At 65.6% G+C, this 13,535-nt stretch carries 13 protein-coding genes, 1 tRNA gene and 1 pseudogene; 7 read left to right on the top strand and 8 right to left on the bottom strand.

Annotated elements, in window-relative coordinates:
- Positions 1–34: 34 nt before the first annotated feature.
- Entirely contained in the window at positions 35–967 is a 933-nt protein-coding gene (locus ACWGPT_RS08545) for a lysylphosphatidylglycerol synthase transmembrane domain-containing protein (RefSeq protein WP_452605170.1), read from the top strand.
- Between the two features lie 2 nt (positions 968–969).
- On the opposite strand, the pseudogene ACWGPT_RS08540 reads toward ACWGPT_RS08545, so the two are convergent.
- The 3 genes and pseudogenes from ACWGPT_RS08540 to ribA all read right to left on the bottom strand — a co-directional run.
- Positions 970–1,620 (bottom strand): annotated as a pseudogene (locus tag ACWGPT_RS08540) (FkbM family methyltransferase); the annotation flags it as partial.
- A gap of 98 nt (positions 1,621–1,718) precedes the next feature.
- Positions 1,719–2,489, bottom strand: coding sequence for a CDP-alcohol phosphatidyltransferase family protein (locus tag ACWGPT_RS08535; RefSeq protein ID WP_452605169.1), 771 nt, complete (start codon positions 2,487–2,489; stop codon positions 1,719–1,721).
- 6 nt (positions 2,490–2,495) lie between these two features.
- Entirely contained in the window at positions 2,496–3,599 is a 1,104-nt protein-coding gene (gene ribA / locus ACWGPT_RS08530) for a GTP cyclohydrolase II RibA (RefSeq protein ID WP_452605168.1), read from the bottom strand.
- Between the two features lie 216 nt (positions 3,600–3,815).
- On the opposite strand from ribA, the gene ACWGPT_RS08525 reads away from it, so the two are divergent.
- From ACWGPT_RS08525 to ACWGPT_RS08510, 4 genes are read left to right on the top strand one after another with little or no spacing between them, the layout of a single operon-like run.
- Positions 3,816–4,817 (top strand): zinc-dependent alcohol dehydrogenase, encoded by a 1,002-nt coding sequence (locus ACWGPT_RS08525; RefSeq protein ID WP_452605167.1) that lies wholly within the window; start codon positions 3,816–3,818, stop codon positions 4,815–4,817.
- Positions 4,818–4,839: 22 nt separating this feature from the next.
- Entirely contained in the window at positions 4,840–5,238 is a 399-nt protein-coding gene (locus ACWGPT_RS08520) for a 6-pyruvoyl trahydropterin synthase family protein (RefSeq protein WP_452605166.1), read from the top strand.
- Positions 5,235–6,278: a glycosyltransferase family 4 protein gene (locus ACWGPT_RS08515; protein WP_452605165.1), complete on the top strand. Its 1,044-nt coding sequence runs from the start codon at positions 5,235–5,237 to the stop codon at positions 6,276–6,278. The genes ACWGPT_RS08520 and ACWGPT_RS08515 overlap by 4 nt, the downstream gene beginning before the upstream one ends.
- The gene (locus tag ACWGPT_RS08510; RefSeq protein WP_452605164.1) at positions 6,275–7,069 is read left to right on the top strand and encodes a methyltransferase domain-containing protein; all 795 of its coding nucleotides are present in this window, start codon (positions 6,275–6,277) and stop codon (positions 7,067–7,069) included. Before ACWGPT_RS08515 ends, ACWGPT_RS08510 begins: the two co-directional genes overlap by 4 nt.
- Here ACWGPT_RS08510 and ACWGPT_RS08505 read toward each other — a convergent pair.
- The 3 genes from ACWGPT_RS08505 to ACWGPT_RS08495 form a co-directional block, all read right to left on the bottom strand.
- Positions 7,025–7,828, bottom strand: a complete 804-nt coding sequence (locus ACWGPT_RS08505; protein WP_452605163.1) for a RibD family protein — start codon at positions 7,826–7,828, stop codon at positions 7,025–7,027. The genes ACWGPT_RS08510 and ACWGPT_RS08505 overlap by 45 nt on opposite strands.
- 227 nt (positions 7,829–8,055) lie before the next feature.
- On the bottom strand, positions 8,056–8,877 hold the full coding sequence (locus ACWGPT_RS08500) for an alpha/beta fold hydrolase (RefSeq protein WP_452605162.1): 822 nt from the start codon (positions 8,875–8,877) through the stop codon (positions 8,056–8,058).
- A gap of 241 nt (positions 8,878–9,118) precedes the next feature.
- Positions 9,119–10,069, bottom strand: coding sequence for a LysR family transcriptional regulator (locus tag ACWGPT_RS08495; RefSeq protein WP_452605161.1), 951 nt, complete (start codon positions 10,067–10,069; stop codon positions 9,119–9,121).
- A gap of 115 nt (positions 10,070–10,184) precedes the next feature.
- On the opposite strand from ACWGPT_RS08495, the gene ACWGPT_RS08490 reads away from it, so the two are divergent.
- Positions 10,185–11,126, top strand: coding sequence for an alpha/beta hydrolase family protein (locus tag ACWGPT_RS08490; protein WP_452605160.1), 942 nt, complete (start codon positions 10,185–10,187; stop codon positions 11,124–11,126).
- A 137-nt stretch (positions 11,127–11,263) separates the two neighbouring features.
- On the opposite strand, the gene ACWGPT_RS08485 is transcribed toward ACWGPT_RS08490, so the two are convergent.
- A tRNA-Thr gene (locus ACWGPT_RS08485) sits at positions 11,264–11,339 on the bottom strand.
- A gap of 172 nt (positions 11,340–11,511) precedes the next feature.
- Between ACWGPT_RS08485 and ACWGPT_RS08480 the strand changes: the two genes are divergently transcribed.
- On the top strand, positions 11,512–12,285 hold the full coding sequence (locus ACWGPT_RS08480; protein WP_452605159.1) for an NAD kinase: 774 nt from the start codon (positions 11,512–11,514) through the stop codon (positions 12,283–12,285).
- Positions 12,286–12,342: 57 nt separating this feature from the next.
- Here ACWGPT_RS08480 and prfB read toward each other — a convergent pair.
- Positions 12,343–13,474, bottom strand: a protein-coding gene (gene prfB / locus ACWGPT_RS08475; RefSeq protein ID WP_452605158.1) for a peptide chain release factor 2 whose coding sequence is annotated in 2 segments (ribosomal slippage) — positions 12,343–13,404 and positions 13,406–13,474 — 1,131 coding nt in all. Because the reading frame shifts where the segments join, the coding sequence is not laid out codon by codon here.
- Positions 13,475–13,535 lie beyond the last annotated feature (61 nt).

Genomic DNA, 13,535 nt, shown 5'->3' with positions numbered 1-13,535 from the left:
GGATCATGAACGACGAGCGAGGAAACCGATAGCCATGCGCATGCTGAAGAGATCCGCCGTGGCTGCGGCCCTCGTGCTTCTGCCCCTCCTCGTGCTCGCCGTCGATCCGGAACGGCTTGCCGATGCACTTGCCGACGTCCCGCCGGGACACGCGCTCGCCGCTTTGGTCGTCGTCCAGTTCCAGATCGTGCTCTCCGCCTTGCGCTGGCGTTTTACCGCGCGGCGTCTCGGCCACCCCATGTCGCGGCGCCGGGCGATACGGGAATACTACCTCGGCGGCATCCTCAACCAGACCCTGCCGGGCGGCATCGCGGGCGACGCCACAAGGGCGTATCGTACCGGCGGCAGCGAGGCCGGCGGGTGGAAGCGGGCCACGGCGGCCGTCGTCATGGAGCGGCTGTCGGGTCAATTTGCCTTCTTCATGCTCACATTCATCGGATTGCTCGCCTGGGCGCCGCGCCTGCCCGCCGATGTCGGTCTCGACCTTCGGGCCGTCGCGCTGGCAGCGCTTTCCATCGTCGCGGCGATCATCGCCGCAGTTCTGCTTTCCCGACCGCTCAGGACCTGGGGAGCACGTCATCTTCCGGATATCGCTGCTGTCTTCTGGAAGGATGGCGCCTTCGTGATCCAGGCGGGACTGAGCATCCTGATCGTCGCGGGCTATGTCGCAACCTTCCTGATCGCGTCCGATGCAGTCGGCGCGCCTCTGCCCGCGGCCGCCGCCTTCACCATCATACCGCTCTGCCTTCTGACGATGCTGGTGCCCATCGGCATCGGCGGCTGGGGAAGCCGGGAGGCGGCAGCGGCCCTGCTCTGGCCGCTCGTCGGCTACACCAGCGCCCAGGGACTTGCAGCAAGTCTTCTCTATGGTGCCTTCTCGCTGGCAGGAACCGCCCTTCCCGGCCTCATCGTCTACGCCGCGTCGGCTGTCGGCGGATGGCGGCAGGGCACGACGGCCGTCCGGTGAACTCACGGCATCAACCGCGCATAGATATCGCCTGACCGATCGTCCGGCTCGAGCGCATCAAGGTCCGCGAGGAGTTGCCTTGCGCCCTTCCAGTCTCCATCGGCGAAACGGTGCGTCTCGCCGACCACGCGGTTGAAGCGGTAGGGGCCGAGGCTTTCGAGCAAGCGCACGGCTTCGCGGGCGATCTCCGGCAGCGCCGGGATGTATTCGAAGGCGATGAGCCGAATTGGCCGTGAAAGGCCCCGCAGGATGTCCGCCTCCGCCCCCTCGACGTCGATCTTGCAGAAGTCCGGGACGCCGTAGACCCGGATCAGCCGGTCGAGGGTCGTCAGGGGAACGACGACCTCATGATCCCACGACACATCGCGAAAGCCCGCCGCCGTCCCGACGCCTTGGATGAAGCGGTCGGAAATCGTCGTGACCGTGGGATGGCGGCGCGAGATGCGAAGCCTCGCCTCGCCTTCGGCAGCCCCGACCGCCACGCGCTCGAACCCCGCCAGCCGGCGGGAGAGATGCCGATCGATCATGTCGGCGAAGACGGGCTGCGGCTCGACGGCCACCACCCTGGCGCCGAGGGACAGAAGCGTCCGGCTCCGGCTTCCCACATGCGCGCCGATATCGAAGACGAGATCGCCGGGCCTCACGATCCCGGCGTAGAACCGCCTGAGCTGCGCCCGGCGCCACGGCTGGCCGTAATAGATCGCCAGCGACCGGGCGACGCCGATCGCGGTATCGAACCCGCCTGCGCCCCTCATCGGCCGCCCTCGCCGGGGCGCATGAGATAGAGGCAGTCGACCGCGAACGAATAGATCAGCAACAGAAGCGAGACGGCGGCCATCCAGACGGAAGCCGGAGCGTCCACCCCGGGGACGAGGATCAGGCAGAGGGTCGCCACCTGGATCACGCAGACGGCCTTGCGTCGCAGCGAGGGCGGAAGCGGTGCGGTGAGAGAAGGCATGAGATACTGCGACAGGATGAAGCCGTAGCGCAGAAGGCCAATCATCACGACCCAGGCACCCGCCTTGCCGAGCAGGAAGACCGCCACCGCGAGGCAGAGGATGAGGAGCGCATCGACCTCCATGTCGAACCGCGCGCCGAGGTCCGATTCCAGCCTCTGCAGCCGGGCGAGATATCCGTCGAACCCGTCGAGCGTGAGGGCAACCGTCGCGAGAAGCACGAGCGCCCAGGACGTATCCCCGGGAAAGTCCGGGATGAGTACCGCTGCAGCGACCAGGCTGACGATCGCCGATCGGATCGCGGTGACCGTATTGGCGAGGCCGAAGCTTTCGAAGCGGTGATGGTGCAGGCCTGCCACCACGAAGGCGAAGATGAGCAGAAGAACGAGGGTCGCCGCGATGACGGTGGCACGACCGAGAGAGAGGTGAAGCGCTATCGCCGAATAGGCGGCGACCGCGACTACGAACACGCTGCCGAGCACCGCCAGCGCGCTGGAACGCAGCGCGGGCGACGGGTCGGGGCCCGTCGGGGACACGTGCGATGCAAATGCCTGCTTCAATCGCATCTCGTCCTACTCCGCTGCCAGAAGCGCCCGGATATCCAGCAGATGGCCGGCGCGCTCCTTCTTTGTCTGCAGATAGGCGACGTTTTCGATGGTCACCTCGCCCGTCACCGGCACGCGGCTCTCCACCTCGATCCCCGCACTGCGAAGCGCGGCGATCTTGGTCGGGTTGTTGGTGAACAGGACGACCTTGCCGATCTGCAGCAGTTCCAGCATCGCAACGGCTGCCTCATAGCGGCGATGATCGACATCATAGCCGAGTTCGGCATCCGCATCGATGGTATCGAGGCCCTGGTGCTGGTATCCGTAGGCGCGCATCTTGGCGCCGATGCCCGTGCCCCTTCCCTCCTGGTCGAGATAGAGAAGCACGCCTCCACCCGCCGCCTTCATCGAGGCGAGGCCGTTGCGCAGCTGGTCTCCGCAGTCGCACTTGAGGGAGCCGCAGAGATCGCCGGTAATGCACGAGGAATGGATGCGGACGGGGACCGGCCGCGATGGGTCGGGACTGCCGACGACGATGGCGATCTGGTCCTTCTGGGCAAGCCCTCCGCGAAAGACCACGAACTCGCAATCGCCGAGATCCCTCAGCGGAACGCGGGTGCGCACGACGATCTGGAATTTCTGTCGCTGGCTGCCGGCCGGCGCCAGCAGCGACCGGTCGAGCCTGCAGCATCCATCGAAGCGATGTCCGGCCGCGCCCACGTCGGCGCAGACCATGGCCGGCAAGAGGAGCGCCATCCGCGCAAGTTCCACTGACACGCTCGTCAGCGGGTCGGCCGGACTCCAACGGTCGGGTGCCGGCTGGCCGAGAGCGTAGGCAAGGCGCGACGCCTCGTCGAAGGAGACGCCGGCAAGCGGGACGGCGATATCGCGATCGACGCCCGGCATGAGACGCATTGCCCGGTTTGCCGTCAGAAGGAGGCTGTGCCGCGCCTCTACGGCAGCGGCGAACCGATCGTAGACGGCCGGCGCCGCGCTATCGAGCGCAAGGGCGGCCAGCGTCCGCCGCCCGTCCTCCAGAAGAACCGGTCGACCGTATCGCAGTTCTGCGACCACACGCTCCACCTGAACCGCGGCAGAGGCAAACTCAAAACCCTGATCGTCGGATGACATTGCCGATAACCCTCCCGAAATGGCCGGTGCAGGCCTTTACGCGTCGAGACTTCCGCCGGATCAATCACGTCTTCGGCATCGGCCGGATGTTCGCCGACGCCTTGCCGGATCGACTGCACAGAACAAGATAACGCCCCAGTGCCGGTTTCGGGTCCCGAGTTTTGTGACGGTTGTGCGACATCCGATCCGGGACAGTCTGGAGAGAGGAGAGACGGAATGAACCTCGGTGCTTCCCCAGCGGAGGTTGCGCAAACGCAAATCGCCCGGGCCCTCTGGTTCCGCTCCGCCGGCGCATGCGAACTGAGGCCGGAGGCGCTTGCCGAACCGGCCCAAGGGGAGGTGCTCGTGCGCGCGCTCTTCAGCGGCATCAGCCGGGGCACGGAAAACCTCGTCTTCAACGGCCGTGTGCCGGCGAGCGAGTTCGAGCGCATGCGCGGGCCCCACATGGGCGGCGAGTTCCCCTTTCCCGTCAAGTACGGCTATTCGACGGTCGGTAGGGTCGAGGACGGAGACGGCGCGCTTTCGGGAAAGCTCGTCTTCTGCCTTCATCCGCATCAGGATCTCTTCACCGCCGCCGCTTCCGAACTGATCGTGCTGCCCGACGGCCTGCCGCCGGAACGCGCGGTGTTGGCCGCCAACATGGAGACCGTCCTCAATATCGTGTGGGATGCAGGAGTGATGCCGGGCGACCGTGTCGCGATCTTCGGGGCGGGCGTGATCGGCAGCCTCGTCGCCCACCTCGCATCGCGAATTTGCGGAACGGAGCCCCTGCTGATCGATCCCAATCCCGCGCGGCGGGCGCTTGCGGCGCGTCTCGACCTCGACTTCTCGACCGGCAACGTCGTGCCAGGAGAATTCGACGTGCTGGTGAATGCGTCGGGATCGGCCGAGGCCCTCTCGCAGGCGATCGATCTTGCGGGACAGGAGGCCCGCATCGTGGAGGCCAGCTGGCACGGAAACGAACGCGCCAGCATTCCGCTCGGCGGCGCTTTTCACGCACGCAGGCTGACGCTTGCCAGTTCGCAGGTGGGTTCGGTGCCGCCATCCCGGCGTGCGCGCTGGACTACCGGCCGCCGCCTCGCCAAGGCGCTCGACCTTCTTCTCGACGCGCGCCTCGACGCGCTGATCTCCGGCGAGACCGCCTTCCCGGACCTCGAAAGCGCCTATCCGAGGATCCTCGCCGATCCGGACACCCTCTGCCACCGTATTCGTTACTGAAGAGCCACGGAGTTTCAATCGCATGTTCGCAGTCGAAGTCCGCGATCACATCATGATCGCCCACAGCCTCCCCCGCCCCGTATTCGGCCCTGCCCAAGGCATGCATGGCGCAACCTTCGTGGTCGATGCCGCCTTCTTCACGCGGGAGGTCGACGACAACGGACTGGCGGTCGATATCGGCGCCGCGACGACGGTACTTCGAGAAGTCCTGGCGCCGCTCAACTACCAGAACCTCGATGAACTGCCAGTCTTCGCAGGTAGGGTCACGACCACCGAGGTGATCGCGAAGCATATATTCGACCAGCTTGCGGCCGCCGTCGCGGACGGCAGGCTGGGCGACGGAAGCCGGCGCATCTGCCGGCTGAAGGTGACGCTGCACGAATCCCACGCGGCGCGGGGCTGGTACGAGGCCGACCTTTGAGCCGGACGGTCGCCTTCGCCTATCCCGGAAACCTCGCGCTGAACACCGGCGGCTACGCCTACGACCGGCGCGTCATCACCGGGCTTTCGGATCGCGGATGGAAGGTCGAGCACCTGCCTCTCGGCGACGGTTTCCCATTCGCCTCGCCGGAGACGAAACGGGAGGCGGAAGAGCTCCTCTCAGCCTTGCCCGACGGTGCGCGGCTGGTCGCCGACGGCCTCGCCTTCGGGGTGCTGGAGGGCTGGGCGGAGCGTGAAGGCGACCGCCTGCGGATCATCGCCCTCGTCCACCACCCGCTGGCGTTGGAGACCGGGCTCGCGGCAGGAGATCGTGACCGGTTCACGCAAAGCGAGCGCCGCGCCCTTGCCTGCGCGAAGCATGTCATCGTGACGTCGCCGACGACAGGGCGCGCTTTGGCCTCCGCCTACGGCGTGCCGGCCGACCGCATCACCGTGGCGGTGCCCGGCACCGAACCCGGGCCCATGGCGAGCGGCAACGGCGATCCCCCGCATATCCTCTCCATCGGCACGCTCATTCCGCGCAAGGGCCATGACGTGCTGATCGCTGCGCTCAAGCGGATCGACCATCTGCCCTGGACCGCCACGATCGTCGGCAGCCGTACCCTCAGTCCGCAGACGGCACGCGAACTCGAGGCGCAGGTCATCGCGACCGGGCTCGAAGACCGCATTAGTCTTCCGGGCGAATGCGCGGATACGAGGCCGCTCCTCGCCAAGGCGGACATATTCGCATTGGCAAGCAGATTCGAGGGTTATGGCATGGTCTTCGCGGAGGCGCTTTCCCAGGGACTGCCCATCGTTGCCTGCCGGACGGGCGCCGTTCCGGACGTCGTGCCGGAGGACGCCGGGATGCTGACGCCCGTCGACGACGTCGAGGCCTTCGCCGCAGCACTCGGCAGTCTCGTTACGGACAGGGGATTGCGGCGAAGGAAGGCGGAAGCGGCCCGGCGGGCGGGCTCGCTCCTGCCCGGCTGGGAGGAGACGGTGGACATCATATCAGGCAGACTGGAGGCGCTTTCGTGAGCGGTTTCGACAAGGACTGGCTGGCGCTTCGGGAGCCGGCGGATCGCGCCGCCCGCGACGAAAGGCTGGTGGAAGGCCTTGCGGCCTACCTTGAGAAAATGGAGCGTCCGCGCCTCCTCGACATCGGCTGCGGCACCGGCTCGACGCTGCGCAGCCTTTCGGAGCACGTGCCGGAGGAGACAAGCTGGCTGTTGCTCGACAACGACCCGCTTCTCCTGGAGGAGGCATCGCGGCGGGCGGGCACCGATCGGCGGATCGAGTTTCGCGTCCACGACCTCACCGACCTCGATGCCCTGCCGCTCGACGGCGTGAGCGTCGTCACGGCATCGGCGCTGTTCGATCTCTGCTCGGAGGGTTTCTGCGCCGCGCTTGCGGACAGGCTGGCCGAAGAAGGCTGCGGCCTCTATGCGGCGCTGAACTATGACGGTGTCATGCGCTGGTCTCCGCAGCATCCGCTCGACGGCCGGATGACCGAGCTCTTCAACCGGCACCAGCGCACGGACAAGGGGTTCGGGCCGGCGCTCGGGCCTGACGCGACGGCCTGTCTCGCCGGCCAGTTGGCGGCGCGCGGGTTTACCGTGGCGACCGGAGAGAGCCCGTGGCGACTGGACGGCCGGACGGCCGCCCTTCACGCCGAACTGCTCAAAAGCCTGCGCGAGCCGCTCGTGGCGGCAGGAGACTTTCCGGAAACGGCGGTCGATGAATGGCTGGAGTTCAGGCTGGACGCGATTTCAAGGCCCGGAGCCTCATGCCTCGTTGGCCACCGCGATCTCCTCGCCCTTCCCGGCTGACGCTTCGCGGGGCCGCAGCGCGCAGTCGAACAGGATATCGCTCCCGAGGTCGTAGACGTCGGTGACCGGCCGGTGCGCGCCCGCGAGCCTCTCGATGGGCGGCAGGCAGATTCCGCTCGGGCCCGAACCGATGATGATCGGGGAAATGGCGACGTGAAGCCGGTCGACCAGGCCTGCGTCGATGAAGCGGGCCATGGTGCGCGCGCCTCCCTCCACCAGCACGCGCCGCAGGTTGCGCTCGAATAGAGCGTCGAGGATGTCGCGAGGATCGAGCCCGCCCTCCTTCGGCTCCAGGCAGACGATCTCCGCATTGGGGAGCGCGGCTGCGGCCGCCCGCGTGCTCCGGAAGACGATCACCGGCGCGCCGCCGTCATTCAGCAGGCTCTCGTGGCCCTCGAGCGTTCCGTGGCAGTCTATGACCACCCGGACCGGCGAGAGGCCCTTGACCATCCGGACGGAAAGGCTCGGATCGTCGGCCTTCACGGTGCCGACCCCGACGATGACCGCATCCACCAATGCCCGGCACCGGTGGAGATGCGCCAGCCCGTGTTCGCCGGAAATGTCGCGCGCGTCGCCGGCTGGTGTCGCGACCCTGCCGTCGAGCGACTGGCCGACCTGCGCCAGCACGAAACGGCCGGAGGCACCGGCAATCGGGCCATAGAGGCGGCCGGCAGGTTCCCCGGCGACCACTTCCCCGGTTCCCTGGCGAAGCGCCAGCAGTCCGGCCCATGTCGCGTCGCTCATTTCCAGACTGAACATGCTGCTCCCTGACTCATCCCTTGCGCCGCCTCCACCATGAGAGGCACCGCGCCGATAGGCAACGCGAAAGGCGGCCGAAGGCTCCACGCGCCGGCCGTCTGGATAGCAGAAAGCGTAGAAGGCGGAACCCGCGGGCGGACCGAAGCGGGCGCCGATGTCGGAGATCTTCCGACATATCGACGCCATCGGGATCGGCTCGGAGGACCGGTTATGGAGGGAGATGACCGCTACGCAGCCGCGTCCAGGTCTTTCAGGAAGTCACCCAGGAGCCAGTTGAAACTCGCCGCATTCTGCAGGAACGGGGCATGCCCCGAGCCCTGAAGGCGTAGACACTTCCTGTTCCACAGATTTGAAAACGGCAGGCCATCGATATAGTCGAGGTTGATGACGGGATCGTCGGCGCCGTTCACCACGGCGATCGGCACGGCGCTTCTGGCGACGACCTCGCGCTGGTCGCTCCGCTCCGTTCGTCGCTCGGAAGAAAACAGGATCGGCCGGAAATCCTTGTCGGTTCTGAGCGCCGCATCCTCGAACCGCTTTTCGGCGTCGGGCCCGAAAACGTGCCTGACGTATTCCGCGGCATCAGGCGGAAGAAACGGCCCCCTGGTTGCCACGGTCTGGAGGAGATTTCCCTTGAACCCCTCCGAGATATTGTCCCCCACGGGGGGAGCGCCAGTGATGAAGAGGCCCCGGCAACCTGTACCCTTGGCGAGCATTTCGATCGCCACGGCGCCGCCCAGGGACCAGCCAAGAAGCACGGGATCGCGGGCGCCGAGTTCGTCGAGCGTTTCGGCGACCGCCTCGGCGAGCCCCACTATCGGATAGGTGCGCGATTTTTCCCTCGCATCGTCCGATCGCCCATGTCCGGGCAGATCCACTGCAATGAGCCGATACCGCTCCGCGAGATCGGAGTGGACCTGCCGGTGAAAGACCTCCCGGGAGAAGGAGTTCCCGTGGATCAGGACGACATCGGGCCCGCTGCTGCGGGTCAGTTCCACGGCCACCTTTCCATGTGAGGTTTCAACGAGGCGTTCGGAGGTCTCGGTCATTCTGTCTCCTGGGGCAAATCCACATCGTTGACCGACCCGGGAGCCCGCCAGCGGCATGGGCTCCGGACCTATCCCGCATCAGGGCGAGGATCCTTACCTGCCCCCTCGACATGTCTCTTCCGTTTCGGCGCCCCTTCCGATTCATCACAACCGTAACGGACGGGATGCGCGCCGGGCGGAGGGCGCTGCAGTGGTGACGTTGGCGCCCGTTATCATGTCAGGGATCTGCTGCTGCCAAGTCCTAGCGATCCGCTCCGGCGATCGGCGGATGATCCCGTTTCGATGCGCCGGCGGGATTGACCTTGATGTAATCGATAAAGGCCCGCAGCGGAGGCGGCACCAGTCGGCGCCCGGAGTAGTAGAGATATGGTCCATCGAAGGACGACCACCAGTCCGGCAAGATCGGCTCCAGCGCGCCGCTTTCGAGCTGCGGCCTGAGCCAGTCCTCGAACAGCCCAATAATGCCTACCCCGGCGACGGCCATATCGACGGCGAGATCCATCGCCCCACCCACGCTGACGATGAGCGGCCCCCGCGGTTCGATGCTTATCTGTTCGCCATCCTTCTCCAGGTCCCACGGACTTGTAAGGGCCCCGCTGCGGAAGCGCCCCAGCAGGCAGGCGTGATCGAGCAGGTCTCGCGGATGGGCGGGCCTTCCTCGACGATCGAGATAGGCGGGTGCGGCAGCAAGGATGAAACACTGCCTGCGCGATCCGATCGGCACCGCGATCATGTCCTGTTCCAGGCGATCATCGTATCTGATCCCGGCATCCGAGCCGGCGGCGAGCACGTCGACGAAACTGTCCTCTGCGACTATCTCGACGTCGATCTCCGGGTATCGCTCCAGGAAACCGGCGAGGATTTGCGGAAGCACCACACGTGCCGCCGCCACGGGCACGTTGAGCCGCAATTTCCCTGCCGGGGTATCGCGAAACGCTTTCATGCTCTCAAGCGTGTCGTCGACCTCATTCAGTGCCGGAACGAGCCGGTCCATCAGCCGTGCGCCGGCTTCGGTTACGGTCACACTCCGCGTTGTCCGGTGCAGGAGTCTCACCCCGAGGCGGTCCTCCAGGCGGCGGACGGCCTCGCTGAGCGTAGTGGGACTGATACCGGTTTCCCGCGATGCACCACGGAAGCCTCGGGCTCGGGCCACTGCCAGGAAGGCATTGAGATCAGAAAGGTTCGTCGCCATTGCGCCAGTTTACCGTACAGCTCGTGCGAATTGTACCGGATTATCGCGTCAGTCAGCAAGGCACAGGTTCCTGACACAGCCAAACGGGCTGAACTCCAGTTAAAGGATGCACGCCATGACCCACGCACCGCTCGCCTCTTCTGCGGCCCCCACTGCCCAGCAGGTGGCCGCAAACCTCGTCTCTGCTTTGGTAAACACGCTGCGCTCTCCGATCCTTCGCACGCCGGCCGAGGATGGTCTCGACTATGAGGACGTCTTCTTCCCGGCGATGGACGGCGTCGCGATCGAGGGATGGTTCATCCCCGGCAAAAGCGACCGCCTGATTATCGCCAACCATCCCATCTGGGCAAACCGCCAGGGCTTTGCGGGACATCTATCGCCTTACGGAGACCCGTGGGCCGCAAGCGGCAACAATATCGAAGTCGACTTCATGCCGGACTACAAGCATCTCCACGACGCCGGCTACAACATCCTCGCCTACGACCTTCGCAATTTCGGTCAAAGCGCTGCCGGCAGCGGCGGCGTCATCGCAAATGGAACGCGCGAATACCGCGACGTGATCGGGTCGCTGCGATATGTACGGTCCCGTCCTGATCTGAAGGGGATGAAGGTCGGCCTGCTCAGCCGGTGCTGCGGCATGAACGCCACCATGGTCGGCATGACCCGGCATCCGGAGGAATTCACGGACGTCCAGGCGATCGTCGCGCCGCAGCCGATCTCGCTCACTTCCTTCTACAAGACGATCCTCGGCCACATGGGCATGCCCGATGCCCTTCCCGAAGTGGCGGATGCGCTTCGTCGGGCGACCAGCCTCGACCTCAACGACCTGGACATGCCGCAATACGCCCCGGCCGTGAACGTCCCGACGCTGCTGCTTCAGGTTCGAGATGATGTCCTGACCACGCCTTCCGACGTCCAATCCATCTTCGACGGACTGGCGACCGACCGGAAGGAACTGATCTGGATCGACGGCACCAACCGACGTTTCGACGGCTACAACTATCTGCCGAAGCATCCGGAACCGATGCTCGACTGGTTCGCACGCCACATCGTCTGAGAAAACGACTTGCGGAGGTCCTGCAGAAGCGGATCTCCGCAAATCCACTGTCGGTCGTTTCCCGCCGCGAGCGCGCGCCTTTCGGCACCCCGAAGAGGTCCGCAGCGACGGCAGAAACAGCTAAGTCTGGAAAATATTGGTGCCCCCGGCAGGGTTCGAACCCGCGACCCCCTGATTACAAATCAGGTGCTCTACCAACTGAGCTACAAGGGCAATCCGTAGAGCGGGAGTTAGCATATTCTCCACGCGTGTAAAGCGCTAAAAACCGCAGCGGCGGACGCTCAGTCTTGCTCTAGGGGGGCCGGCCGTACCGCATCGGGCGGGCACAGCCCTTGTCGAGAAAGGAATTTCTCCGCTAGGTATGCCGGCATCACGAGGGTCATCCATGTCCAGCACCGCCACGAGCCTCTCCTTCTGCGCATCCTCCGCCCCGGAGGCGATTGCCGCACGGGACGAACTCATCCGGATCTACGGCAACAGCCCGGTCGAGGAGGCGGATGTCATCGTCGCGCTCGGCGGCGACGGCTTCATGCTGCACACGCTGCACGGGACGATCAATTCCGGCAAGGCCATCTACGGGATGAACTGCGGATCGGTCGGTTTCCTGATGAACGACTACCGTACCGAGAACCTGCGGGAGCGGATCGAATCGGCTGTCGAGAACGTGCTTCATCCGCTGCAGATGAAGACCACCAATGCCGACGGGACGACTTCGATCGCGCTTGCCATCAACGAGGTCTACCTCTTCCGCCAGTCCTACCAGGCGGCCAAGCTTCGGGTGGAGATCGACGGGCGCGAGCGGCTCGGAGAGCTCATCTGCGACGGACTGATGGTCGCCACACCGGCCGGCTCGACCGCCTACAACCTTTCCGCCCACGGGCCGATCCTGCCGCTCGAGGCGCCGCTGCTCGCGATGACGCCGGTCAGTCCCTTCCGGCCCCGCCGCTGGCGCGGCGCACTCCTTCCCGACCGGGTGCGGCTGGATCTCCATATCCTGGAGCCGGACAAGCGCCCGGTGAATGCGGTTGCGGACAATATGGAGGTGAAGTCCGTGCTTCACGTGCAGGTGCAGCAGTCGGAGGAGATGACCGCGCGCATCCTGTCGGATCCCGACCACACGTGGTCGGACCGCATCCTCGCCGAACAGTTCAACAACTAGCGTCAAACGAAAAGGGCGCCGCCGGGCGCCCTCACCTGTTCGCCAGACGACCGGGCGTCAGTCGACGTCGGCGACGGCCGCGTCGGGCTTGCCGCTGATCCGGTGCGCAAGTGCCGCTTCCATGAACTCGTTGAGATCGCCGTTCAGGACGTCGTCGGGTGCGCTGCTTTCCACGCCCGTGCGGAGATCCTTCACCAGCTGGTAGGGCTGGAGGACGTAGGAGCGGATCTGGTGGCCCCAGCCGATATCCGTCTTCGAAGCGGCTTCGGCATTGGCGGCCTCCTCGCGCTTCTTCAGCTCGGCCTCGTAAAGGCGGGCGCGCAGCATGTCCCAGGCCTTGGCCCGGTTCTTGTGCTGCGACCGCTCCTGCTGGCAGGCGACGACGATCCCGGTCGGGATATGCGTGATGCGCACCGCCGAGTCGGTGGTGTTGACGTGCTGGCCGCCGGCACCGGAGGACCGGTAGGTGTCGATGCGGCAATCGCTCTCGTTCACCTCGATGTTGATCGAGTCGTCGATGACCGGATAGACCCAGATCGACGAGAAGGACGTGTGGCGACGGGCATTGCTGTCATAGGGCGAGATGCGGACCAGGCGGTGAACGCCCGATTCGGTCTTCATCCAGCCATAGGCGTTGTGCCCCTTGACGAGAATGGTCGCCGACTTGATGCCGGCCTCCTCGCCTTCATGGACTTCCAGCACCTCGACCTTGTAGCCCTGGCGCTCGGCCCAGCGGATATACATGCGAAGCAGCATGTTGGCCCAGTCCTGGCTTTCCGTGCCGCCGGCGCCGGAATGCACTTCGACATAGGTGTCGTTTCCATCCGCCTCGCCCGAAAGCATCGCCTCCACCTGGCGGCGGTTCGCCTCGGTCCGCAGCGCCTTCAGCGCGTCCTCGGCATCCTTGACGATTGCCTCGTCGCCCTCTTCCTCACCCATCTCGATGAGTTCGATATTGTCGGAAAGCTGCTGTTCCAGCGCGCGCACGCCACTGATGGAATCGTCGAGCTGCTGGCGCTCGCGCATCAGTTTCTGTGCCTGGGAGGCGTCGTTCCAGAGGTTGGGGTCCTCTGCCTTGTTGTTCAACCAGTCCAGTCGTCTTATCGCCTGGTCCCAGTCAAAGATGCCTCCTCAGCAGGCCGACAGCCTGCTTGATTTCGTCGACTACACTCGTGATTTCAGCCCGCATGGCTCGCTTCTTACTCTCGTTCTCAATTGGAAGACGGGGTGGACATAGTTGTGCCGGCGGC

It is taken from the genome of Pseudorhizobium sp. NPDC055634 (assembly GCF_053618655.1).
The sequence above is the reverse complement of the archived record's forward strand: the minus strand, read 5'-3'. Positions and strand labels throughout refer to the sequence as shown.

Excerpts from the sequence above, each read along its gene's own strand:
- ACWGPT_RS08545 (WP_452605170.1), top strand. The coding sequence starts at position 35 with ATGCGCATGCTGAAGAGATCCGCCGTGGCTGCGGCCCTCGTGCTTCTG.
- ACWGPT_RS08535 (WP_452605169.1), bottom strand. The coding sequence starts at position 2,489 with ATGCGATTGAAGCAGGCATTTGCATCGCACGTGTCCCCGACGGGCCCC.
- ribA (WP_452605168.1), bottom strand. The coding sequence starts at position 3,599 with ATGTCATCCGACGATCAGGGTTTTGAGTTTGCCTCTGCCGCGGTTCAG.
- ACWGPT_RS08525 (WP_452605167.1), top strand. The coding sequence starts at position 3,816 with ATGAACCTCGGTGCTTCCCCAGCGGAGGTTGCGCAAACGCAAATCGCC.
- ACWGPT_RS08520 (WP_452605166.1), top strand. The coding sequence starts at position 4,840 with ATGTTCGCAGTCGAAGTCCGCGATCACATCATGATCGCCCACAGCCTC.
- ACWGPT_RS08505 (WP_452605163.1), bottom strand. The coding sequence starts at position 7,828 with ATGTTCAGTCTGGAAATGAGCGACGCGACATGGGCCGGACTGCTGGCG.
- ACWGPT_RS08500 (WP_452605162.1), bottom strand. The coding sequence starts at position 8,877 with ATGACCGAGACCTCCGAACGCCTCGTTGAAACCTCACATGGAAAGGTG.
- ACWGPT_RS08495 (WP_452605161.1), bottom strand. The coding sequence starts at position 10,069 with ATGGCGACGAACCTTTCTGATCTCAATGCCTTCCTGGCAGTGGCCCGA.
- ACWGPT_RS08490 (WP_452605160.1), top strand. The coding sequence starts at position 10,185 with ATGACCCACGCACCGCTCGCCTCTTCTGCGGCCCCCACTGCCCAGCAG.
- ACWGPT_RS08480 (WP_452605159.1), top strand. The coding sequence starts at position 11,512 with ATGTCCAGCACCGCCACGAGCCTCTCCTTCTGCGCATCCTCCGCCCCG.